Consider the following 21,618-nt stretch of genomic DNA (forward strand, 5'->3'; position numbering starts at 1 on the left):
AAGACAGAGGATTGCTTAATGATTAATAAAATTTTTGCACTTCCGGTAGTCGAACAACTTACCCCTGTGCTCTCCCGCCGTCAGATCGACGGTGCTGATATTATCGTTGTAGACCATCCGCGCGTGAAAGCCTCCGTGGCGCTGAACGGCGCCCACCTGCTCTCCTGGAAACCGGAAGGAGAAGTGGAAGGCTTATGGCTGAGCGATGCAACCTCATTTAAAAAAGGGGCGGCTATCCGTGGCGGCGTACCGATCTGCTGGCCGTGGTTTGGCCCTTCTGCACAGCCGGGTTTGCCGTCTCACGGTTTTGCCCGTAACCAGCAGTGGACGCTGAAAGCACACAACGAAGATGATAACGGCGCGGTGCTGACCTTTGAACTGCAGGCAAACGATGAAACTCGCGCCCTGTGGCCGCACGATTTCACCCTGTACGCCCGCTTCAAGCTGGCGAAAACCTGCGAGATTGAGCTGGAAGCCCACGGCGAGTTTGAAACCACCTCCGCCCTGCACACCTATTTCAACGTGGGTGACATCAGCGCAGTGAAGGTGAGCGGCCTTGGCGATACCTTTATCGACAAAGTCGATAACGCCAAAGAAGGGAAGCTGAGTGACGGAGTACAAACGTTCCCTGACCGTACCGACCGCGTTTACCTGCACCCGGAAGCATGCAGCGTGATCCATGACGGTGCCCTGAATCGCGGTATTGAAGTGGTTCACCACCATCACAGCGACGTAGTCGGCTGGAACCCAGGCCCGGCGCTTTCTGTGAGCATGGCGGACCTAACGGATGACGGTTATAAAACCTTTGTTTGCGTAGAAACCGCCTGCGTGAGCACGCCGCAGAAAGCAAGCGAAGAAAAACCGTCCCGTTTAGGACAGACGATCAAGATTGTGAAGCGTTAATACGGTTCCACTGCACCAAACTAAAACAAACGGGGCGCAAGCGCCCCGTTTTGATGCACAGAATGCACGCTAAAGATGCACACTCAGAACTTGTAGGTCACGCCCACAGAGAAGATGCCTGACCAGGATTTGTCGACCATCGGGCTGTCTTTGATTTCATCACTCAGGCGGGAGTAACGGCCAGTACCGTAAACGTTCCAGTCACCCAGGAAGTTATAGCTCGCGGTCAGCTCCAGGTATGGATCCCAGCCATCATCCGCGCTGTAGCTTTTCAAACCGCTACGGCGAGATTCAGCTTTAGAGACGCCATAATAGTAGTCGTTGTAGTTCTCGCTGCTGTACTGCACACCAATGCCCGGCGTCAGCGTCAGCGCACCGTTGGTGTAGCGATAAAGCCACGCCAGATCCCAGATAAAGCCGTTGCTGTTGTCGAGCGTATCCGCCGCAAGCGCAGTACGCAGGAAGCCATACTGGGTATTATGTACGTAAGAAAGACCCGCCATCAGCGAGCTTCTGCGCTTGTCCAGCTGGCGAAGCGCGTTGCTGTCGCTGTCGCCTGGCTTGAAGTGCGTCGGGTCGTAATACGCCATGATCGAAAGCTTATCAGCCGTATCGTTCCACAGATAGTAGCCGCCGCCCAGGCCGCGGAACCAGAAGTTATCGCCTTCATAGGTGACAACGGGAACGGGATACACGTCGCGGTCATACTGTTTGTATGGGCTGTTAATGACACCCGCGCCCGCGCCAACAGTCCACTGACTTTCTGCCTGTGCGGTGTTCACTGCGGTAGCGGCAAGGATGCCTAATGCCAGAAGTTTGAGTTTGGTCACAATCCATTCTTTCCTGTAGTCAAATAATCAGCGGGTGAAGTGTAACCGCCATTCCCGTTCATCCCAAAATTTTTTGCTGACTAATGAGTCTGATTAACCCGTTATTTTTTACTTTTCAGATGACAGGCTGCTTTCATTTATGTGAACCCTGAATGAAAAACGCGGCTTCGCCTTATTACGCACGTGGGAATTTTTGGATGAGTTATTGATATGTCATTGAAATTAGATTTTCTCAGCATGCAAGTTTTGCAAATGCCATCTACGCTTTAATTTAAGAAGAGATTTTGCTGCACACCCCCGCACTTCTTAGCGTCTGACCTGGCACACAGGTTGCTGCTCTGGCAGTGAGGTGCGAGAAATTCTCTTCCGGGAGCCTCCACTACTCATACGAACGGCTCTTATCCTGTGCTAAAAAACGAAAGGACGGCATGCCATGAATATATTCGATCACTATCGCCAGCGCTACGAAGCTGCCAAGGACGAAGAGTTCACACTGCAGGAGTTTCTTACCATCTGTCGGCAAGATCGCAGTGCCTATGCCAATGCGGCAGAACGGCTATTGATGGCTATTGGTGAGCCTAACATGGTTGATACTGCCCTGGAGCCACGGCTTTCCCGTCTCTTTTCGAATCGGGTCGTCGCCCGATATCCGGCGTTTGAAGAGTTCTATGGCATGGAAGATGCCATCGAGCAGATCGTCTCCTACCTGAAGCATGCTGCTCAGGGTCTGGAAGAGAAGAAGCAGATCCTCTATTTACTGGGTCCTGTGGGTGGCGGTAAATCGTCGCTTGCCGAGCGCCTGAAAGCCCTGATGCAACGCGTGCCGATTTACGTGCTGAGTGCCAACGGGGAACGCAGCCCGGTCAATGACCATCCGCTGTGCCTGTTTAATCCGCAGGAAGATGCGCAGATCCTTGATAAAGAGTTTGGCATCCCGCACCGCTATCTCGGCACGATTATGTCGCCGTGGGCGGCAAAACGCCTGCACGAGTTTGGTGGCGATATTACCAAATTCCGCGTCGTCAAAGTCTGGCCGTCAATTCTGGAACAGATTGCCATCGCCAAAACGGAGCCCGGCGACGAGAACAACCAGGATATTTCGGCCCTGGTCGGTAAAGTCGATATCCGTAAGCTGGAACATCACGCGCAAAACGACCCGGATGCCTATGGCTACTCCGGCGCCCTGTGCCGTGCAAACCAGGGGATTATGGAGTTCGTCGAGATGTTTAAAGCACCGATTAAAGTGCTGCATCCGCTGCTGACCGCCACCCAGGAAGGGAACTACAACGGGACGGAAGGTATTTCCGCCCTGCCGTTTAACGGCATCATTCTGGCGCACTCCAACGAATCTGAGTGGGTCACCTTCCGTAATAACAAAAACAATGAGGCGTTCCTCGACCGTGTTTACATTGTCAAAGTGCCTTATTGCCTGCGGATCTCGGAAGAGATCAAAATTTACGAGAAACTGCTTAACCACAGTGAGCTGGTGCACGCACCTTGCGCACCGGGAACGCTGGAAACGCTGTCTCGCTTCTCCATTCTGTCGCGCCTGAAAGAGCCGGAAAACTCCAGCATCTACTCGAAAATGCGCGTCTATGATGGTGAAAGCCTGAAGGACACCGACCCGAAAGCGAAGTCCTATCAGGAGTACCGCGATTACGCGGGCGTCGACGAGGGGATGAACGGTCTGTCCACGCGTTTCGCGTTTAAGATCCTCTCCCGCGTCTTTAACTTTGACCATGCGGAAGTGGCGGCCAACCCGGTGCATCTGTTCTACGTCCTGGAGCAGCAAATCGAGCGCGAGCAGTTCCCGCAGGAGCAGGCTGAACGCTACCTTGAGTTCCTGAAAGGCTACCTGATCCCGAAATACGCCGAGTTCATCGGCAAAGAGATCCAGACCGCCTACCTGGAATCCTATTCAGAATACGGGCAGAACATTTTCGACCGTTATGTTACCTATGCTGACTTCTGGATCCAGGATCAGGAGTACCGCGACCCGGATACCGGCCAGCTGTTTGACCGTGAATCCCTGAACGCGGAACTGGAAAAAATTGAGAAGCCTGCCGGTATCAGCAACCCGAAAGACTTCCGTAATGAAATTGTCAACTTCGTCCTGCGCGCCAGAGCGCATAACAACGGGCGTAACCCGAACTGGACCAGCTACGAAAAACTGCGCACGGTCATTGAGAAGAAAATGTTCTCCAATACCGAAGAGCTGTTGCCGGTTATCTCGTTTAACGCCAAAACCTCAACCGACGAGCAGAAAAAGCACGACGATTTTGTCGACCGTATGATGGAGAAAGGCTACACCCGCAAACAGGTCCGCCTGCTCTGCGAATGGTACCTGCGCGTGCGCAAATCGTCTTAAAACAAGTGCCCGGTAGCGTTCACGCTTACCGGGCCTACAAAATGCAAGTTGGCAAATGCAGTACGGGGGGTATATGACCTGGTTTATTGACCGGCGTCTTAACGGCAAAAACAAGAGCACGGTGAACCGCCAGCGCTTCTTGCGTCGTTATAAAGCGCAAATTAAACAGTCGATCTCCGAGGCCATCAACAAACGCTCGGTGACTGACGTAGACAGCGGCGAGTCTGTCTCCATCCCCACTGATGACATCAGCGAACCGATGTTTCATCAGGGGCGAGGCGGTCTGCGCCATCGCGTCCACCCAGGTAACGATCACTTTGTTCAGAATGACCGCATCGAGCGTCCACAAGGCGGTGGCGGCGGCTCTGGAAGCGGTCAGGGACAGGCCAGCCAGGACGGTGAAGGTCAGGATGAATTTGTCTTCCAAATCTCGAAAGATGAATATCTCGACCTGCTGTTTGAGGATTTGGCGCTGCCGAATCTGAAAAAGAACCAGCACCGCCAGCTTAACGAATACAAAACCCATCGCGCGGGGTATACCGCAAACGGCGTGCCCGCCAATATCAGCGTCGTGCGTTCGCTGCAGAACTCGCTGGCGCGACGGACGGCGATGACGGCCGGTAAACGACGTGAACTGCGCGAGCTGGAAACCAGCCTGAAGGTCGTGGAAAACACGGAACCGGCGCAACTGCTGGAAGAGGAGCGCCTGCGCAAAGAGATTGCCGAGCTACGGGCAAAAATTGACCGCGTGCCGTTTATTGACACTTTTGACCTGCGTTACAAGAACTACGAAAAACGTCCAGAGCCATCCAGCCAGGCGGTAATGTTCTGTCTGATGGACGTTTCTGGCTCCATGGACCAGGCCACCAAAGATATGGCGAAGCGTTTTTATATTCTGCTCTACCTGTTCCTGAGCAGAACCTATAAGAACGTGGAGGTGGTCTATATCCGCCACCACACTCAGGCGAAAGAGGTGGATGAACACGAGTTCTTCTACTCGCAGGAGACCGGCGGGACCATTGTATCGAGCGCCCTGAAGCTGATGGATGAAGTGGTGAAAGAGCGTTACGACCCGGCGCAGTGGAACATTTATGCCGCACAGGCGTCGGATGGCGACAACTGGGCAGACGACTCGCCGCTGTGTCATGAAATTCTGGCGAAGAAAATTCTGCCCGTCGTGCGTTACTACAGCTATATCGAAATCACCCGCCGCGCGCACCAGACCCTGTGGCGGGAGTATGAACATCTGCAGTCGATGTTCGATAACTTTGCCATGCAGCATATCCGCGATCAGGATGATATCTATCCGGTATTCCGGGAGCTGTTCCACAAGCAAAGCACATCAACCGCAAATTAAATGATTAAAATCAGCCAGTTACTTGCGTTTTACTGGCTGATTTATTTGCGTTTAAATGCTCAATTTTCATCATACTTTTCATCCACTTAGTTTTTATTTTGGGGAATGCTTTTTGTGAGAAATAGCCTTACAAGAATCCACCGTTTTTTGTCTTTCTGTCATGGGGTGTCGGGGGTCGGAGGTTCAAATCCTCTCGTGCCGACCAAAAACATATTGAAAACCAGCCTCTTACGGCTGGTTTTTTGTTTTCAAAAAATGGAATGGCGAATCAATGGTGAAATGATGGTTGAACCCTGCTTCAAATTGCCGGGCAATCATCGTTACCCACTCTGGTAAGACTATGCGTTAGCACGCCAAAAACCTCCACGTCATCCAGCGCGTCGCCTTCTATCGCTTCACCATCTTCAGTTATCAATGCCGCCCCGTATAGCTTTGCAAACTCGTTCCTGTTATCCATTCTTATCAATAGCGTATCTCCCTGCTCTGGCCTCATAGCAACGTTAATGACAGCCCAACCGCATGACGTTTCTATTACCCTGCTGTTCCCATCAATTCCGCATAACAGATCTATGGTTAACCGCTGTTCCTGGTAATCCATTGCTGGTGAAGGAAAGCCCATCAGAATACCCTCCCCATATTCCGCAAGATCCAGTAACGGTTATCACTGCCGTCCGTCGTCTTATCAGCGAAATCTGGCTGGTATCTCTCAATCCATGCGTTAGCGTCTGCCTGGCTGAAATGCCAGTTCTTCTCGCGCAATTTATTGATGAATTTGTTTGTATTGAGACAAAGGTAACCCTTTGGATTCTGTTCTATAGAGGCTAAAAAAGCTGCGTGAATATCAAATTGACGAGGCATAGCAGCACCCTCACTTGCCCATTGACTGTATACATATACAGTAGTATTTTTACATCAATAGATCAAGTCAGTAAGGAGGGAGGGTGATGTTCGTTGAGCTGATTTATGACAAGCGTAATGTTGAGGGGCTCGGAGGGGCAAGAGAGATCATTCTGGCCGAGCTGACGAAGCGGGTGCACCAGATTTTCCCTGATGCCGAAGTGAAGGTGAAGCCGATGCAGGCGAACAGTTTAAATAGCGATGCCAACAAAAGTGATCGAGAAAAGCTGAATCGCATGCTGGAGGAAATGTTTGGAGATTCCGATATGTGGTTAACATCAGAATAACATACCGCTCGCCTAGTATCGTAAGGTAGTTAAAAGATGCCGCTAGTGTTGTAGCGGCAATTGACGTTAAATTTGTTTCAACTGGTTTTCAAGTTCCGCCACCCTTCTTATCAACTGCCTCACAACCGGCACAAGATACGCTGATGCAACTTCCGCAACATCAACAATCATTCCGTCTTCAATAATGCCACCCTCACCATCAATAAGCTCCTGTCGTTCGATCAGTTCCTCATTACGTACCAAAATGTCCTGAGCACGAAAACCGGCACGAACCTTATCGGGTGACCATTTAAGCGTATAGAGAATGGACTCCCAGTCCTGAATAAAGCTCACTGCCTCTTCTTCACTGATGACTTTTTTCTCATTCTTGACACGGATATCTGATACGGCTGGAGTGATAGTCCCGTTGCTGGTCTGAATAACGCTTCCGCCCTGAATGAAGTACCAGTACGAACCAAATGTTCCGTCATCACTTAAGCTTATTAACGCACCGCTATTGGCAGCCTGCCCTGAGCTGTGCATGTACCCACCAAATGCAGCATTGAGCGTATAAGAGCCGGTGCCAAACCTCGCAACAAATGGTTTGCAGGCAAATGAACTGGAAGATGTGTTTGTCGTTTTCTGAGACACAAGCCCCCCAGCTGGAGCACCGAGTGACGTTGTTAATGGCGCTTCAATTGCTGTCATACGTTTTATATCACTATTCACGCCTGACCCAGCCGCTCCAATATTATCGCGTGCTCCAGATGCATCTTTCGCTCCGGTTCCTCCGAGAGTAATTGGAATGAGACCATTGGAATCTACCAAACCAAGGTTTGTGCGCGCGTCAGCGGCATTCGTTGCTCCGGTCCCGCCCTGGTTGACAGTAACAGCTCCGTTCGTTTTTGTGGCAACCGTATTAACCATGTACTGCCATGACGGACCGGTGAATGAAGAACCGTCCGGGAGCGTAACGGTTATATTTCCCGATGCACTGAATAACCGCTGCCAGTTCTGTTTGTCATAGTTCAGGCCGCGCAGGGCTTCTGCGCTTTGTGCCACCAGCGCAGCAGTAACAAGGTTCATCGCAACGCGCGGCACCGCATACCATGCAGCGCCGCCCTGCGTTGGTCCGGTATAGTTACTGACCAGCGTCAGGGAGGTATTGCTGTTCACCGTTTTGATGGCGAGCGTATAAGGGATGCCACCAACCGTCACAACAATAAAATCGCCGACGGCCAGCTCGGTGGTAAAAGCGGTACCGCTGCCGGTTACCGCGGCTGAATTATTTGTCAGAGTCAGTGTTCCTGCGGACATAGTTGCTCCTTTGAAGCAATAAAAAACCCCGCCGGAGCGAGGTTCAGTAAGTTAGAAGTCGTTAAACGTACATATCGGGAATGACCGGGAGTGAAATAGGCGTAACCCCGGCGTTCGCCAGCTGCCTGTCTGCCCAGCCGACATACACTCCCCTTCCGACCCTGAGGGTCCCGTTCTGCATGACCAGCCCATAGTGGTAGTGATAAATGCGACCGCCACCGAAGCTGGGGACCCTCAGCCCAAAGCGGCCAACGGGCACATATCCGCCCCCGGGAACGGTCTGCGCCGTGGTGGAAGGCACAAAATTAACGCCGAGATAAACGAACGGGCGCCGCGCAGTTGAGAACGTGCACTGGCCCGCGGCGTTATAGATATTGAATCCGGGATTCGCGGCCACCGGCGAAACACCTCCCGCGAAGATGACCACATCAACGGTGCCGCTCATGGGCTGGTCTTCCGTGTTTGATCCGTCATTAAGAAACAGCAGCCGGTTTCCGTCATAGTCCAGCGTGTAAGGGCTGTTCCACTTACAGCAAACCAGGTATTTGCTGCGATCAAATCCTGCAATGGTCGGCGTGACCCAGCCGGACGTACCGACAGTTACCCTGGCTTTATAGATGCAGTACCCGACCCTTGACGCCGTTGTGATCGCCGTAAAGTCAGTGCTGTTCTGAACGAGTAGGCCAACATTTGAGTTCTGGCTTACGGGCAGGATCTGCCACAGCGTGCCGGAGAACGCCACGCGCTGCGGATTGGGAAATCCGGGGTTTGAATTGCCGCTCCAGTTCTGCGTGACGTTCGCGCCGGAGATAGTGACGCTGTCCAGCTTGAATATCCCCTCGTCGCTGATTACCGTCTGGGTCGGTATGAAAATGACATTCGAACCGGCCACGTAACCCTCAACTGTCGCAGTATTCACGTTACCGATACCGCCGGCTATCGCCCCGCCATATGTCGGGCAACGTAATCCGGCGGTAATTTCCATCGGTTTACCGCCATCATTGAGATCGATTAAAAGTCCTGAAGGCATAAATCACCATGAACCAACGACGATACGACCACCGCCGGGGATATTGACGGTAATACCGTTATTGTTGATAACGACCGTGTCATTGGTCCCGTTGAACGCAAAGTTACCGCTGTCTGCGTAGAGTTTGCCGTGGAATTCACAGTCGCCGGTCTTGTCGATATTCCAGCCGCGAACCCCGGCTGCGAAGTTTGTCGAGCGGATATAACTGCCGATTTTCGCATTGGTGATACTGCCGTCCTGGATCATCGCGTCACGGATAAAGACCTGTCCGTTATAGACAAAGAAGGCGGCCTCATAGTTGCCGGGATCGCTTCCTGAGTAGATGCCGAACTGGTCAGCAGCGAATACAACCGTGGATTTGTAAGAACCACCTGAAGGCTCAATGGACATACCAAAGCCGGTGTTGTACTTCACGCCGTTACGGATAATGCCAAGGTTCAGGGTATATGAAGCCTTGCCTGTACCGTTGCTCGTCACCTCGGCGTTCATTTTCTGGTTAACCGCCGTCGTCAGGTCTCCAACCTCTGCCTGAACATACGTATCAAGGGAAGCTATAGCTTTCGTGTTATCACTGATGGCCGTTTGCTGTTCGAGGATTTGCGAGTTAACGCTTTCGAACTGAGACTTAACACTGGTGGTGAGCTGGGCTAACGCCTTGTCTACCGTGGCGATCGTTGTCCTGACCGTCATGATTTCGGCATTTACTTCCCCCAGTTGCTGGAACTGGCGTTCCACCGTGCCGTTATTCGCCAGCGCGTTTTGCAGAATACCTTCAAGGTTGGTATCAACGCCCTTCTCCACGTTTTTCATGGCGTCAGAATTCCTGACAGACTCGTCAATGACGTCAATCAGGCCCGAAGTATCGGTCTGGCACAGCGCGGCCACTTCAACAAACGCAGATGTACCAAACGCGTTGATCGTGCGGACATACCAGTAATAGGTGTGCCCGTTCTTCAGGTTATGGCTGCTCCAGGTGGTGCCGATCCCGGCACGCGTTGCCCTGCCTTCAACCGTTGACGTGCTGGTATTCGGCAGCCTGGTTTCTCCGGACGTCCAGAAATCAAACTGCGTTGATACGTTCGTCACTGCTGCCAGGCGCGGGTATAGCGTGATGGCAAAATAGCTTTGCTCAATATCTACCCTTGACGGCGCTGGCGGTGCCTGAATGCTGAATTCAAGATATGCCTCCGGCGACTCTGCCCCCATCTGGTTTACCGCAGTGACGTGGGCCGTGTAGGTAGACTGAACAAGCCCTGTCAGGCGGGTAAAGGAACCCGGAACCTGAACAGAGAGCACCGTCTGACCCGCCTTGCGGATCACAACCTTGTTGTAAACAAACTGCCCGATGTTCTGCCAGGACAGCACGCCCTGAACCACCTGCCCAATCTCCTCGACGGTGTATTTCAGGTTCTGCGGCTGCGCCACCCCGCCAGATGGCAGCTGCGTGAACGGCGGCCGCTCAATTGGCTTGCCTATTGCATCACCCCAGACATCAGCAGTCTCCTGTTTCAGGGTGATCTGCACCCCGTTCTGCACACCGAACCGCCAGTCGGTCACGCGCATTTCGACATTAATGATTCCGAGCGACGGGAAATTCACCTTCACGTACATGCCGGGACGGTAGCGATAGCCGCTCAGGTTCAGTGTGAGATTCATCGTGCGTGAAATGCGGGTGCGCTTCAGTTTGATGTCTGCCAGGCGCTGAGCCTGAAACTCACTGGTGACAAAGCGAAGTTTCAGATCCTGTGAAATCTCAACGCCATCTTCAGCAACCCATTCGCTGACAGACACCGCCGGGAAATCAGCCTCAGCGTAGGTCTGCTTAGGATCGATAAAGGTACCGTTAATGGTGTTGACGCGCTCAGACTGCGATACTTCCGGCATGATTTCGATATCGCCGGCCAGCTGACTTTCTGTGATCACTTCGGTTGCAGGGCCATAATACGCACCAACCAGAATGCCGTGCTTACCCGCAATGTACGTTGGCTCGCCAGCTCCGACAGCCAGCATCGCTTCAAGAATGCTGGCCTTGTTTTCGTTCAGGTCGAACTCACCGTTTAAGGTGTAACGTTTTTCCGTGGTTCCGTCGCCGTTCGTTACCGTCTCGTCGCAAATGTTGGCGGCTTCCTGAAACTGATCCCAGTTGATATCCGCATCCGGCACCTTCAGGTAATTGCGGTAATAGTCCAGCACGCAGAGCGCAAGGTTGTTGCTGTATTCCGTGCGGCCGGTGCGCGGGTCATAGACCTTGCGCCCCGTTTTCTCGACCTTGATGTTAGGAATACCTGAGGGGAATTTTTCAGCGTTAAACTTCAGCGACACACGTAGCCAGGAAATGCCCTTGCCGATCATGTCCTCTTTCCAGGAAGGGCAGTTCTGAAGCATAAACGGATCGGCGGTCTGGCGGTCGTTATGTACTTCGTAGGTGGCGTTATCAGGGTACGAACCAATATCGTCATCACCGAGATAGATGGTTCCTACACCGGAGAGCGGGTGTCCCGCCAGGGTGATCGCAAGGTGAAGCCATTCGCCATCAGTCTGATCGCCTTTTTCCTCTTCGGAGAAGAAAAGCGTACCTGCTGATACCGTCCTGCCATATACCACCGTTTTCGGGCTGGCAGCCGCGCGCAGGACCTGCTTTCTTTCGGAGGTATCACGATAAGCACCAATAGAGGGCTTCTTCGTCAGCATCTGCGTTGCCACCTGTGCAGCAATCGTGATCGCCATTGCAACGGCATAAGCGCCATTAGCAGCGGCTGCACCAGCGGCAACGGTGGCGATAATCGGAATAGCAGCAGGCATCAGCGAACCCTCCAGGCGCTCAGTGGCTTAATTCTCAGACAAACCAGCCCTTCCTCCCCCGGCACCCACACGGTGCCGCCGTAAATCACCCCGGCGCATCGGGTACCAGCATTCTCGACAACCGCGATATCGCCGCGCTGGGCCATCTTCACAGGTACTTCATCAAGGTACTTCGCCAGCACTTTCTCCAGCGATCCGCCGCCGCGCAGCAACGCTTTTTTCGCCCCCGTTTCGCTGTCATACGTCCCGCGCCAGCCGTCGGCAAAATTATCCCCGGTCATCGCTTCAGCGCAGTCGGCTGCGAACAGGCAGCAGTCATGTTCGCCCCATAAAAAAGGCCGCTTTTCAGCGGCCCTTATCACGGCGATTAATCTGTTATGCCAGTCTGGATGCTTCATGCTTCCTCACGAATAGGTAAATCCTGGCGCATCTTTTTTACTGCCCCAGTAAATAGAACGTTCTGCCATCTGTGCGACGTAACGAAAAATGCGATCGCCTGGCTGGGAGGCCTGATGCGATTCGTCCGTATAGCGGTCCGGGAACGGTCGCTGCCAGTCTTCAAAAATGTTACTGACGGTGTATTGCAGGGCGTTGGTCTCCCCCGACGTCGCGCCGGTACCGGATACCCGACCCTTAAAAATCAGGTCAGCAACCTGAACAACGCCGTTGTCGTCCATAGCCACCAGATACAGCTCCGCCGGTTTTCCGACACAGCGCTCGTTAAGCGTTTTGGCAAACAGGGACATGTCCAGGCCGGAAAGCGTCATCCTGAGTTGCGTCGGGCTCGTCGTGTTGGTTTCATTGACATCATCAATGGCGCCCATCGTTCCCATGCCGTAATAGACATATCCGCCCAGCACCAGCGTGCCGGTGCCGGAATGGACGTAAGCGGTCCCGGACTCAAACTGGACGTTGGCCGCCAGCACCGCGGTAACCCTGTCACGGGAGAGCCAGGTGATCATCGAATCTGAAAAAGGGGAATACAGCATTAAAACGCCTCCTCAAATTCCAGTGTGTAGCTGGTAAACACGCCAGGAACCCGGTTACCCGCGCCCTGCTGGTTATCTTTCAGCTTAAAAATGCCGTAGGGGTTAGCCACCTCAATTTTGCCGTTAACCGGCGGCGAGGTACGCAGCATCGGCGCAATCGGAATCATTGCGGTACCCGTTGAAGTGCTGGTCACATCAGCAGTGACCATCTTCAGCTCGTCGTTCACGGTAAGATAATCTCCGGTGCGCAGTACGAGCTTGCCGGGCGTCCAGCCTTTACTGCTGAGCTGGGTCCCCGTCTGGTTCGCATCCTGCACTACCGGATTTCCGGCGGGCGTTCTCCCCTCGCGTCCCCAGTCGCGAATTTTCACCCTGCCGTATTCACCATCGAGATCGGCCACCAGCGCATCAATACGTCGGGATTTATCGTCGGTAAGGTTGTTAAACGTCAGGGAGCAGATCCAGCGGGTGCCGGGGAAGCGAACGGTCTGTGAGGCACCATTAAAGGGAGAGCGAAATGTTTTGGTGTTACTTTCCGGTCGCCATGTCAGAGACGACGGGCATACATCAGCAGGCCATTCAAGCGCAGCCATACTTATTCACTCCTTATTAAACGCCAAGCAGTCGCCTGCCCTGCCCGTTAGTCTGGAAATCACTCAGCATGTCCTGCCGCGCCTTCTTCGCGCCGTCTCTGGCCCCTTTAGCGGCAGCCTCCTCCATCGCCTGCTTAAGCGCGGCATCGCCATTACCGGAAATGGAGAAATGCTGCTGAATGGTCTGTTGAATGCTATTCCCTCCCGCGCTAACGGAGGAAACAGCATCATCTACCATTCGCACGCCGAGAGAGCCGTCTGCGGTTCTGGTTAGCGGCATGATCGCCTCTGGCCCAGCTTCACCCATCAAGCCAGCACCTTTAGCGAAGGCGAACATCGTAGGGCTGTTCACAATACCATTGCGGAATTTGCTCAGATCAGGGGAATCATAAACCCCGCCTTTTGCGTTCAGGGTTAAACCAGAAGCGGCTGAATCGTAGGCACCAGATGGCGTACTGCCACCAGAAGACGCGCCTCCAAACATCCCGCCAAGCGAGCCGAGAAGCCCGCTATCACCGGCAGACTTGAGGCTATTGACCAGGATAGCTCTAAGCAGAACCTTTTGGAGTTCGCTCAGCACGCTGTTAGCCCAGTCCGCCCAGTCCGCTTTATTCCCGTTGAGTGCATCCGCCATGTTGTCAACCAACCCATCCAGGGTGTTGCCCACAAGACCCGATACCTGACTGTAATAATCGCTGGAAGTGTCAATCCAGTTTGCCAGCCCATCCTGTGCACCAGCGAGCCAGTCGCCCTGAATTTTGTCCAGATCCTCATAATGGGAACGATATTTTTCAAGCCGTACCGCAAGTGCCTTATCGAGTTCCTGGTTATAGCGGTCATATTCGGTAGAGGTCTTAATGTCTCCACTCTGGAATCTGCGTTGCAGGTCTTCACGCTTCTCGTTAAATTCACGCTCAATATCGAGTTGCTCACGCATTCGTTCGCGTGCTTTATCCCCTAACCCGGCGCCGATAACATCCGCATCGAGGGAGCTTGCAGCGTTAGCATTTTCGCGCTGAAGGTTCGCAACATATTCGGCGAGCCTGATATTTTCCTCATTGGCCTTTTTAACTGAATTGAGGCGATCAACCTCAGTAGCGAGCTGCTCCAGGCGAGTCTTCTGAGTTTCATTAAGTCCAGCCAGCTTGCCATCCGCAATATCAAACTGAAGCTTTTGTTGTTCTGTGACTTCTGCGCTTTTCTTTCCAGTAGTGTCGATCAGAGCAATTTGACGAAGATAACTTGTCTCCATAGATTTAAACGAAGACTCAAGCTTTTTAAGGGTTGAATCGGGTTTTGTCTTCCCGTTTGTTTCGTCTTTATCAAGCGCGTAGCCCCCACCTACTGTTGCAGGTTGAATTGGCAGTTTTGCTGGGCTACCAGCAACTAATTGACCCTTTAATTTTATTAAATCTTCTAACTCTTTTTTTGCATTTGCCAGAGTAATATTTGAATCGAGCACACTGCCAATAATACTTTCAGTTTCAGGAAAGTTACCTGCATCAATGTTTCTTTGAAGCCAGTCAATTCGTTCTTTTACCTGATCAAGATTTTTTCGGTCAATATTACCACCGATGGCAGCTATCCTATTACCTGTGCTTGCTGCTAATTGTCCAGCCGCAGCAGCTGATTTTACCAACCATCCAGTAAGCTCTGCCACCTCAGACACTAAGTTAGTTATACCCTGAAGAACCTTTGGATCTGTTAAAACTTTCCTCAATTGATCAAGTGAGTCTGTAAGAGGAGATAAGTCTACTTTGGCGAGTCCTGCTGAAATTTCTAATTTTAACCCTCGAACCTGTGCTTCAATATCCTCGAATATCTGATTCACTTTAACGAGATCGTCTATTGATGCAGGGTCTGGAGCAACTCCGAAATCTTTAGCGAGACTTAAAAACTGCTTAAGCTTCTCATTGTTATTATCAAACAGAGGAAGAAGTTTCGAAAGGTCATTGCCAAGGCTTTCAAGTACTGTGGTTTTTTCAGCGTTTGTGCTGATTTTACCAAGCGACTCACCAATCGCCAGAAGTTGTTTGTCTGGACTTACTTTGGATAATTTTTCAGCGGATAATCCAAGAGCATTCAGGGCATCAACGGCCTCACCTGACTTATTCAGGACCGCATCGCCGATTTTGTCACCAATATCTTTGAAGATATCGGCCATTTGATCGCCGGACACACCGGCCTTTTCGGCAGCGAACTGCCACGATAACAACTCTTGAGTGGAAATATTTAGTGATTTAGCCCAACGGTCTGTCTCTGCTATTTGTTTCGAGGTAGATTTTAGAAGCTGAAAACCAGCAACACCAACAGCGCCGGCTAAAGCAACTGTTGCTGAACCAATGGAGGCAAAAGCTTTGGTAGTTTCAGCGGCATCCTTCTGAACTTGCTTAGCCCACTGCTGGGAGGCTCTTTCCGCTTTATCCATGCCAGAAACAAAACCGCCAACCTTGGCAACAAGATCGAGTGTAAGGGTCCCGAGTGATTTCCCAGCCATAATTAACTCCAGAAATAAAAAAGCCCGCATAGCGGGCTGATTTTCATATGTTTGCTTTTAGACTTCGCTCAAGCTCGCTCTTGAAGTTTTTCCCAAGAGGGGCAGGCATTTCCCCTGCAATACGCTCAATAAGAGGCATGTTCATGAAAGTAATTTCTGATACCGATTTACCAGAGTGTTTTTCAAGCAGGAAGATTGAAAAATTGCGGACTTCCTCTAAATTAATACTACCGTCACCCTTGATGAAATCATCTTTGTTTATGGTTGATAGGTCATAGGCTTTGTAATTATTTCTAGGCATATTTCTCTTTGTTTTATTTGCAAGCAATATTCCACCAATAAACAAAACCGCTGCAACAATTAAATAATTCTGCCGCTCAGCCATCAGACCAATGTTGTTGACGCGTGAACCATCTCCGACAGGAACGCTTACATCCATGAGTAATGCAAAGACGCCTAACGCAACACCACCTAACGACAACAACCATCCTAAGTTTCTCATGTTTACTTCCCCTTTGAAGTTCAAGTTACAGTTTAACATGAGAAATTTATGTATCACCCCCAGGTACGCATAGCGTCTTCAAGTTTGATCGGCTCGTTTGCTGCCTCCAGCTCAACAGCGGCAATATGAGGCGCGAAATCAGCAATGCTGAAGGCAGGAGTGTTTTTGGTACGGTTTACGTTTGCCAGCACAGAAGAAACCAGTGCCGCCCCCCACTCTGTTCGCATCATCGGGTTCAGATTGCCGTATTTATGCCGGTACTGTACCCACTGCTGGAACTCGCGGAAGCTGAGGCGTTCTTTTGCCTCAGCGATAGTGCGGCCACCTATCCCGTTAAGGACTAGTTCGCACCAGATTTCGTCTTCTGCGCTGAGTCCGTCTTTCCCAGATCGTTAACTTCCTGAATAGCCACCAGCAGCGCCACCGTCAGGCCACCATCCAGCGCGCCACGGTCTGGATCGGCCTCGCCGGTAACATCGGCAACCGTAAACACCTGATGGCCATGCTCATCGCAAATTGACGCTGCGATACGCCCAGCAACTCCATCAATACGGCCCAGACCAGCAAGCACATCTGATGTGGCAGTGTGATAACCAAGAGGACGGATATACGTTGTCGCTGTATGTTCCTTACCATCCTGTGATTTCCAGGTAATCTCTTTTTCCACCGGGCGTCCGGTGAAGGCTCCCGTTTCTTTCAGGGTGTCGAGTGTCAGTTTCATTTATCTTTCCTGATATTGTTTGTTGAAACGCGGGGATTCAACCCCGCCAGTGATCAGCTGCCGGACTGCTCTTTCGGAATCCATGCCCCCTGCCCGGAACGCTGGATAGTGGCAGAAGTCTGCACGACCGTATTCCCCTGAAAGTCGAACGGGAAGTCTGAAACGTATCCCTTGAATACGTACCAGGTTCGATCGGGAGGAAGCACCAGGCCATCTACAGCACCCGGACCAGTTCCCGCTGTCGGCTCTGATTCGCCATCAGACCAGCCGATAGCAAATGTTACGTCGCTCTGGTCGTTTGACTCAGCCATATTGCTGAGCATCAGGTGGCTGGCGTTAGCAGGATCTGCGTTAAGCGTGGCCGTTGCCTGCCCCGGTGTACGCAATCCCTTTTTATATTTTCTGGTGTTACGTTCGCTCAGGCAGGTGTCATCAATCTGATCTGACGGGCTCCCACCTGGTGAAAATGCAGTGATGCATTCAATTTCGCTCACGACACCATTCGCGAGCACGTACAACTGTGTGCCTTGAGTCACTACTGACATGGTTATCTCCGGGTATAAAAAAACCGGCTGCGCCGGTGTGATATGGAAAGTTGGTTTATCGTTTGACGAGCCAGTCGACGTCGAAGGAATAACGGTACTTCATGGTACTGGGTTCCAGTTCCTGCGTACCCCACCTGGTGATTATTGCGCTGCCTTCGATCACATCACGAAGCGCCCGCGCAACCGTGATGACTTCTGTATCTGTGTCGGCGTAAACGTCAATCTGAACAGAAAAGCGGTCTATATCAGGTCGCTGCTTCAGGTAGTTTTGTGGATCACCGTCAATGTTCTGCCAGACCGCATAGGGATAGACAACTTCATCAAAATGCTTGCCGAAGGGGTACAGCCTTACGGGATATTCTCCCAGCAGGGAGCGAACCTCCTGGCTGGCTGCACAAACTTTAAAAACAGGCGCTATCATGCTTTGATCCCCTTTTTCACAGCCTGCCTGATCGCACGATCGATAGCTTTTTCCATTTCTTCCGCAAAAACGTTAATGACAGGGCCATCGATACCGTTCATCGCGGGGCGGATGATAGGTCGTGCTGCTGCATGCTCTGTTCCGAATTCAAGCATTCGCCAGTACCAAGTGTCGCCGCCAGGATTCCCTTTGTCGCCTGCTGTTTTGTAGGTTCCACCGGCTCGCCCCTTTCTGACGTTGGCTTTTGTCTGGGCATACTGTCGAGCACCGCCCATAACGCCAACGCGGAAAGTCAGGTTACCCGTTCTCCGGAATTCACGACTACCAAAGCTGGCAACGATATTTTTATAGATGGCCTCTTTGGTCAGTGGGTCATCAACCCGGGCAGCATTACTCCGGGCACGGTCCCTTATTAGGTTAGCGGCTTTACGAAGCGCAAATCGTCCCGCTTTGTCACGGGTGACGTCTGATACTGCCTCCATTTTCCCAAGCAGGGAATCAAGTCCGGTAAGACTTACTTCAACGCCATCAGCCATCGTTTACCCCTTCTGAGCAGGGAAGCGTGAGATATTCGCGGCCACTTTTCGTATCAGGAAGCACGCCCTCGATGTTATATATCCCACCGCGAAACAGGATGCGATTCATCCGGGTAACTCCCGGTCGAAAGCGTATTGTGATACGGGTGGTTATTTCCCCCTGCGATGCCTGGGCTGCAATAAACTCGCGTGCCGACAGCGGGGAGACTTCCGCCCATACGGTTGCTATGTCCTGCCAGGTTTTATTTACAGCTCCAGTCTCTGGGTTTTGAACCATCACCGGCTCCTGGATTGTTACCCGGTGACGTAGTTTCCCGGCCTGCATTCTACCCCCTGGCTTTTTGGCTGAGATACTGCGGCTTCAAATCGCTCAGTGGCGTAATTTCACCCCCATCATCTTCAGCCAGTGACTGGATAATGACATCGCATAACGCCATATTTGACTCAGCCAGCCGGTTTATCGCGTCCGTCTGCGCCCTCTGTGCTTCTGTCTGTTCGCGTAGCACTGTTAACAGCTCGTTTACCTGTTGCTCGTTCATATGCAATTTTCGCCCATTTTTTTATCCACTCACGCCGTTCCGCGCATCCTGAACAGGCCATATTTACACCCCGTAAATTCGGTATGGCTGAAGCAGGGCTTCAACTGCAAGCGGGACCTCTGCAACGGTTTGCCCGATGGACACGGATTCCCGGTTTGCATACCAGTGACCGATAAGCAGTAGCATGGCTGCCTTAACATCATCATTGAGCAGTATCGGGTCCGGATCGTCAGCGTAGCCAGGGCTGCTTTCCTTTTCATAGAGCGTTCGCCGTGTCCATGTCTGGACGTACCGGGCCGCTGCACCTGTGTAAATCTCCAGCAGAGCATCATCACCCGTAAAGTCGGTATCAATGCGGCAATGCTGTTTCACCACATTCTGATCAAGCATTTGTTTGCCCCGAAAAAAGCGGCCCGAAGGCCGCAATAGTTATCAGCTACCCGCGCCGGTGCTGAATGAACCGTACACGAACGCCTCAGGGCGTTTCACAGCCAGCGCCAGACGTTCTTCGCAACGGATGGTGATCATGTTTTTCTCGAAGTCGTCGGCGTTCTCCGTGGAGATAACCACGTTCGCATCTTCGCGGTCGAAGATTTGCGCGCCAGCGTTAAATGCACCGGTCAGGAATTTACCCTGGAAGGCTGCCGCTTCCGTTGCAACAACCGGCAGGCCCCACAGAGTCGGACCAGTCAGCGCCGCAGGGTTCGCCAGAATGTAACGACCCAGGCTGTCTTTGGTCAGCTCGATCCGCGCCCAGTCAATGAAGTGAAGAACATGACCAGATGCCGGGAAGCGTGCCAGCTGTGCCTGCAACATTGCCAGTCGCAGATCGTCAATCCCGCTCTGCTGTTCGACAGTGAACGCCGGATTGAACGCTGACGCCTGAGGAACGATGCCGTGCAGATGAACGCCGGTACCATCACCGAAGAGAATTTCCTGCTCTTCTGCATACTTCAGCCCGTAGCGCATTTCGGCATCAACGGTGGACTGCAACTGTGCGAAGTCATCCAGGATCTGCTTTGAGGCTTTGAACAGGTGGGCAATGGTGCTGACGCCAGTGATTTTCGGCGTGAACTCAATTTCGCTGTATGGTTTCTGCGTATTTTCAGGAACCACTTTCGCGTTATTGGTAAAGCCCGTCTGCTGCACCCAGAAAATAGCCGGGGAGGAAGTGCGGCCAGGCGCAATCAGATCGCGAATGAACAGGCGCTGTTTTGGTGCCGTATCGATGCCAGGAATTCGCTGGGGTTCGACAACACCATCAGGCACATCAGCAGAAGTCATTGCGGCCTTAACCGGGATACTGATACGCTTGCCACCTTCCACGCCGGAGGCAAAGGTTTTCAGCGCTTCAGCAGAGATCACCTGCTGACCGATTGATTCCACAACATGCTTCGCGTTTGCCAGCGGCATCTGGGCAACATGTTGCTCAAGCTCGCCCATAGCGGCCCTCAGCGTTTTTTCTGCATCGCGCAGGGCGTTGAACTCAGAAGCCATTTTATCAACGGCTGCTTTTGTTTCTTCTGACAGCTTGCCGGACTTCTGCGCCTCTTTGAGTGCGTCTTCCGCTTTCGCGTTGAATTTGCCGGTCGCCTCTTCAATGCTGGCAGTGACTTTTTTCAGAATATCGTTTACTTCAGACATAAAGGGTCCTTATTTGACTAACGCCGCCAGGGCGCTTTCAAGTGAATTGATGGTTTCAGGTTTGATGTCTTCGGCAGCGCCCGGCGTACCGTCGTTGGTGGTGACAGCGCCAGGCATGCCACCGGATAAGGCTTTAATGAGTTTTCTGCGCTCAGAGCGCGGGGTGTTGGTCTTGGCCAGCAATGCATCAAGTTTGCGAAGCGCGGCTGCAGGCGATTCGTCGCCGTCGCTGACCGCATCAGCAGAAAGCAGGCTGTCTGCCAGTCCCTTCGCCACAGCATCACTGCCACCGATATAACTCTCGGCATCCATCAGTTTCTGAACAGCTGCCATATCAAGGCCGGAACGCGCCGCGTAGATGTCTGCCATAGCGGTATCGAACGGCTCAAGAGACTGTGACAGTTCCGCAAAGTCATGGCGGTTACCCATCGCGTAGACCCAGCAGTTGTGGATCATCAGGAAGGCACCACGACCGATCTGAATTTCATCCCCGGCCATCGCAATGACCGAGGCGGCGCTGGCGGCAATACCGAGCACCTTCACCGTCACACGGCCTTCGTATTCTCGCAAAAGGTTGTAGATTGCCAGGCCTTCGAACATGTCCCCGCCAGGGGAGTTAATATTGACCGTGACGTCGGCGCCATTCATCGCCCGAAGCGCACCGGCGATACGTTTGGCTGTTACGCCTTCACCCCAGTAGTCCTGCCCGATCACATCAAAAACAGAAATACTGTTGTCGTCGGTGGCCGCAGCTTTGATCCCGCCATCCCAGCGTTCCATGGCGGAGGGTAAAGTTTCACAGGTGACCCGCGCGCAGGGGCGACCCGCCGGTGCTGCCGGAAGTTGTTTTTTGCTCATCAG

24 protein-coding genes are annotated in these 21,618 nt (G+C 52.4%); 4 read left to right on the forward strand and 20 right to left on the reverse strand.

Translation table 11 applies throughout. From position 1 onward, the window contains the following. The first annotated feature begins 18 nt into the window (after nucleotides 1-18). Nucleotides 19-903 carry a D-hexose-6-phosphate mutarotase gene (locus tag KK102_RS03600; RefSeq protein WP_126543749.1) on the forward strand — a complete coding sequence of 295 codons (885 nt, stop codon included), beginning with the start codon at nucleotides 19-21 and terminating at the stop codon, nucleotides 901-903. A gap of 83 nt (nucleotides 904-986) precedes the next feature. On the opposite strand, the gene KK102_RS03605 is transcribed toward KK102_RS03600, so the two are convergent. Beyond that, the gene (locus KK102_RS03605) at nucleotides 987-1,733 is read right to left on the reverse strand and encodes a MipA/OmpV family protein (protein ID WP_126543748.1); all 747 of its coding nucleotides are present in this window, start codon (nucleotides 1,731-1,733) and stop codon (nucleotides 987-989) included. A 433-nt stretch (nucleotides 1,734-2,166) separates the two neighbouring features. Between KK102_RS03605 and yeaG the strand changes: the two genes are divergently transcribed. Both yeaG and KK102_RS03615 read left to right on the forward strand, forming a co-directional pair. Then, a complete protein-coding gene (gene yeaG, locus KK102_RS03610) occupies nucleotides 2,167-4,101 on the forward strand; it encodes a protein kinase YeaG (RefSeq protein ID WP_042717518.1) in 1,935 nt (644 codons plus the stop codon). Nucleotides 4,102-4,174: 73 nt separating this feature from the next. Then, the gene (locus KK102_RS03615; RefSeq protein ID WP_216356970.1) at nucleotides 4,175-5,458 is read left to right on the forward strand and encodes a YeaH/YhbH family protein; all 1,284 of its coding nucleotides are present in this window, start codon (nucleotides 4,175-4,177) and stop codon (nucleotides 5,456-5,458) included. A 618-nt stretch (nucleotides 5,459-6,076) separates the two neighbouring features. Here the strand turns inward: KK102_RS03615 and KK102_RS03620 are convergent. Further along, nucleotides 6,077-6,316 (reverse strand): hypothetical protein, encoded by a 240-nt coding sequence (locus KK102_RS03620; RefSeq protein ID WP_216356971.1) that lies wholly within the window; start codon nucleotides 6,314-6,316, stop codon nucleotides 6,077-6,079. Nucleotides 6,317-6,402: 86 nt separating this feature from the next. Here KK102_RS03620 and KK102_RS03625 point away from each other — a divergent pair, with 86 nt between their 5' ends. Next, nucleotides 6,403-6,642, forward strand: a complete 240-nt coding sequence (locus KK102_RS03625; protein WP_216356972.1) for a DinI family protein — start codon at nucleotides 6,403-6,405, stop codon at nucleotides 6,640-6,642. Nucleotides 6,643-6,708: 66 nt separating this feature from the next. On the opposite strand, the gene KK102_RS22185 is transcribed toward KK102_RS03625, so the two are convergent. From KK102_RS22185 to KK102_RS03715, 18 genes are all read right to left on the reverse strand, one after another. Next, complete coding sequence (locus KK102_RS22185) at nucleotides 6,709-7,938, reverse strand: hypothetical protein (protein WP_244991831.1); 1,230 nt, start codon at nucleotides 7,936-7,938, stop codon at nucleotides 6,709-6,711. 61 nt (nucleotides 7,939-7,999) lie between these two features. Beyond that, complete coding sequence (locus tag KK102_RS03635; protein WP_216356973.1) at nucleotides 8,000-8,968, reverse strand: DUF6453 family protein; 969 nt, start codon at nucleotides 8,966-8,968, stop codon at nucleotides 8,000-8,002. Nucleotides 8,969-8,971: 3 nt separating this feature from the next. Beyond that, nucleotides 8,972-11,770, reverse strand: a complete 2,799-nt coding sequence (locus tag KK102_RS03640) for a phage tail tip fiber protein (protein ID WP_216356974.1) — start codon at nucleotides 11,768-11,770, stop codon at nucleotides 8,972-8,974. Continuing rightward, nucleotides 11,770-12,168 (reverse strand): DUF6950 family protein, encoded by a 399-nt coding sequence (locus KK102_RS03645; RefSeq protein ID WP_216356975.1) that lies wholly within the window; start codon nucleotides 12,166-12,168, stop codon nucleotides 11,770-11,772. Before KK102_RS03645 ends, KK102_RS03640 begins: the two co-directional genes overlap by 1 nt. A gap of 6 nt (nucleotides 12,169-12,174) precedes the next feature. After that, nucleotides 12,175-12,759 carry a hypothetical protein gene (locus KK102_RS03650; RefSeq protein WP_063843780.1) on the reverse strand — a complete coding sequence of 195 codons (585 nt, stop codon included), beginning with the start codon at nucleotides 12,757-12,759 and terminating at the stop codon, nucleotides 12,175-12,177. Next, nucleotides 12,759-13,352: a hypothetical protein gene (locus tag KK102_RS03655; protein ID WP_032667419.1), complete on the reverse strand. Its 594-nt coding sequence runs from the start codon at nucleotides 13,350-13,352 to the stop codon at nucleotides 12,759-12,761. Before KK102_RS03655 ends, KK102_RS03650 begins: the two co-directional genes overlap by 1 nt. Before the next feature lie 16 nt (nucleotides 13,353-13,368). Further along, complete coding sequence (locus KK102_RS03660) at nucleotides 13,369-15,849, reverse strand: phage tail tape measure protein (RefSeq protein WP_155019293.1); 2,481 nt, start codon at nucleotides 15,847-15,849, stop codon at nucleotides 13,369-13,371. Nucleotides 15,850-15,892: 43 nt separating this feature from the next. Then, nucleotides 15,893-16,351: a hypothetical protein gene (locus KK102_RS03665; RefSeq protein ID WP_023296821.1), complete on the reverse strand. Its 459-nt coding sequence runs from the start codon at nucleotides 16,349-16,351 to the stop codon at nucleotides 15,893-15,895. Nucleotides 16,352-16,404: 53 nt separating this feature from the next. Further along, entirely contained in the window at nucleotides 16,405-16,581 is a 177-nt protein-coding gene (locus tag KK102_RS03670) for a phage tail assembly protein T (RefSeq protein ID WP_420842078.1), read from the reverse strand. Between the two features lie 110 nt (nucleotides 16,582-16,691). After that, entirely contained in the window at nucleotides 16,692-17,072 is a 381-nt protein-coding gene (locus KK102_RS03675; RefSeq protein WP_023296822.1) for a phage tail assembly chaperone family protein, TAC, read from the reverse strand. A gap of 53 nt (nucleotides 17,073-17,125) precedes the next feature. Continuing rightward, a complete protein-coding gene (locus tag KK102_RS03680) occupies nucleotides 17,126-17,617 on the reverse strand; it encodes a phage tail tube protein (protein WP_216356976.1) in 492 nt (163 codons plus the stop codon). 55 nt (nucleotides 17,618-17,672) lie between these two features. Further along, nucleotides 17,673-18,038: a tail completion protein gp17 gene (gene gp17, locus KK102_RS03685; RefSeq protein ID WP_216356977.1), complete on the reverse strand. Its 366-nt coding sequence runs from the start codon at nucleotides 18,036-18,038 to the stop codon at nucleotides 17,673-17,675. Then, nucleotides 18,035-18,574, reverse strand: coding sequence for an HK97-gp10 family putative phage morphogenesis protein (locus KK102_RS03690; RefSeq protein ID WP_216356978.1), 540 nt, complete (start codon nucleotides 18,572-18,574; stop codon nucleotides 18,035-18,037). The genes gp17 and KK102_RS03690 overlap by 4 nt, the downstream gene beginning before the upstream one ends. Beyond that, entirely contained in the window at nucleotides 18,567-18,899 is a 333-nt protein-coding gene (locus KK102_RS03695; protein ID WP_216356979.1) for a phage head closure protein, read from the reverse strand. The genes KK102_RS03690 and KK102_RS03695 overlap by 8 nt, the downstream gene beginning before the upstream one ends. 1 nt (nucleotide 18,900) lies before the next feature. Then, entirely contained in the window at nucleotides 18,901-19,113 is a 213-nt protein-coding gene (locus KK102_RS03700) for a hypothetical protein (RefSeq protein ID WP_216356980.1), read from the reverse strand. 63 nt (nucleotides 19,114-19,176) lie between these two features. Beyond that, a complete protein-coding gene (locus tag KK102_RS03705) occupies nucleotides 19,177-19,503 on the reverse strand; it encodes a head-tail connector protein (protein WP_045359099.1) in 327 nt (108 codons plus the stop codon). A 42-nt stretch (nucleotides 19,504-19,545) separates the two neighbouring features. Next, nucleotides 19,546-20,757 carry a phage major capsid protein gene (locus KK102_RS03710; protein ID WP_216356981.1) on the reverse strand — a complete coding sequence of 404 codons (1,212 nt, stop codon included), beginning with the start codon at nucleotides 20,755-20,757 and terminating at the stop codon, nucleotides 19,546-19,548. A 9-nt stretch (nucleotides 20,758-20,766) separates the two neighbouring features. Beyond that, nucleotides 20,767-21,615 carry a head maturation protease, ClpP-related gene (locus KK102_RS03715; RefSeq protein WP_216356982.1) on the reverse strand — a complete coding sequence of 283 codons (849 nt, stop codon included), beginning with the start codon at nucleotides 21,613-21,615 and terminating at the stop codon, nucleotides 20,767-20,769. Nucleotides 21,616-21,618: the final 3 nt, after the last annotated feature.

The sequence above is a fragment of the Enterobacter quasimori genome, assembly GCF_018597345.1.
Classification (GTDB): Bacteria; Pseudomonadota; Gammaproteobacteria; order Enterobacterales; family Enterobacteriaceae; genus Enterobacter; species Enterobacter mori.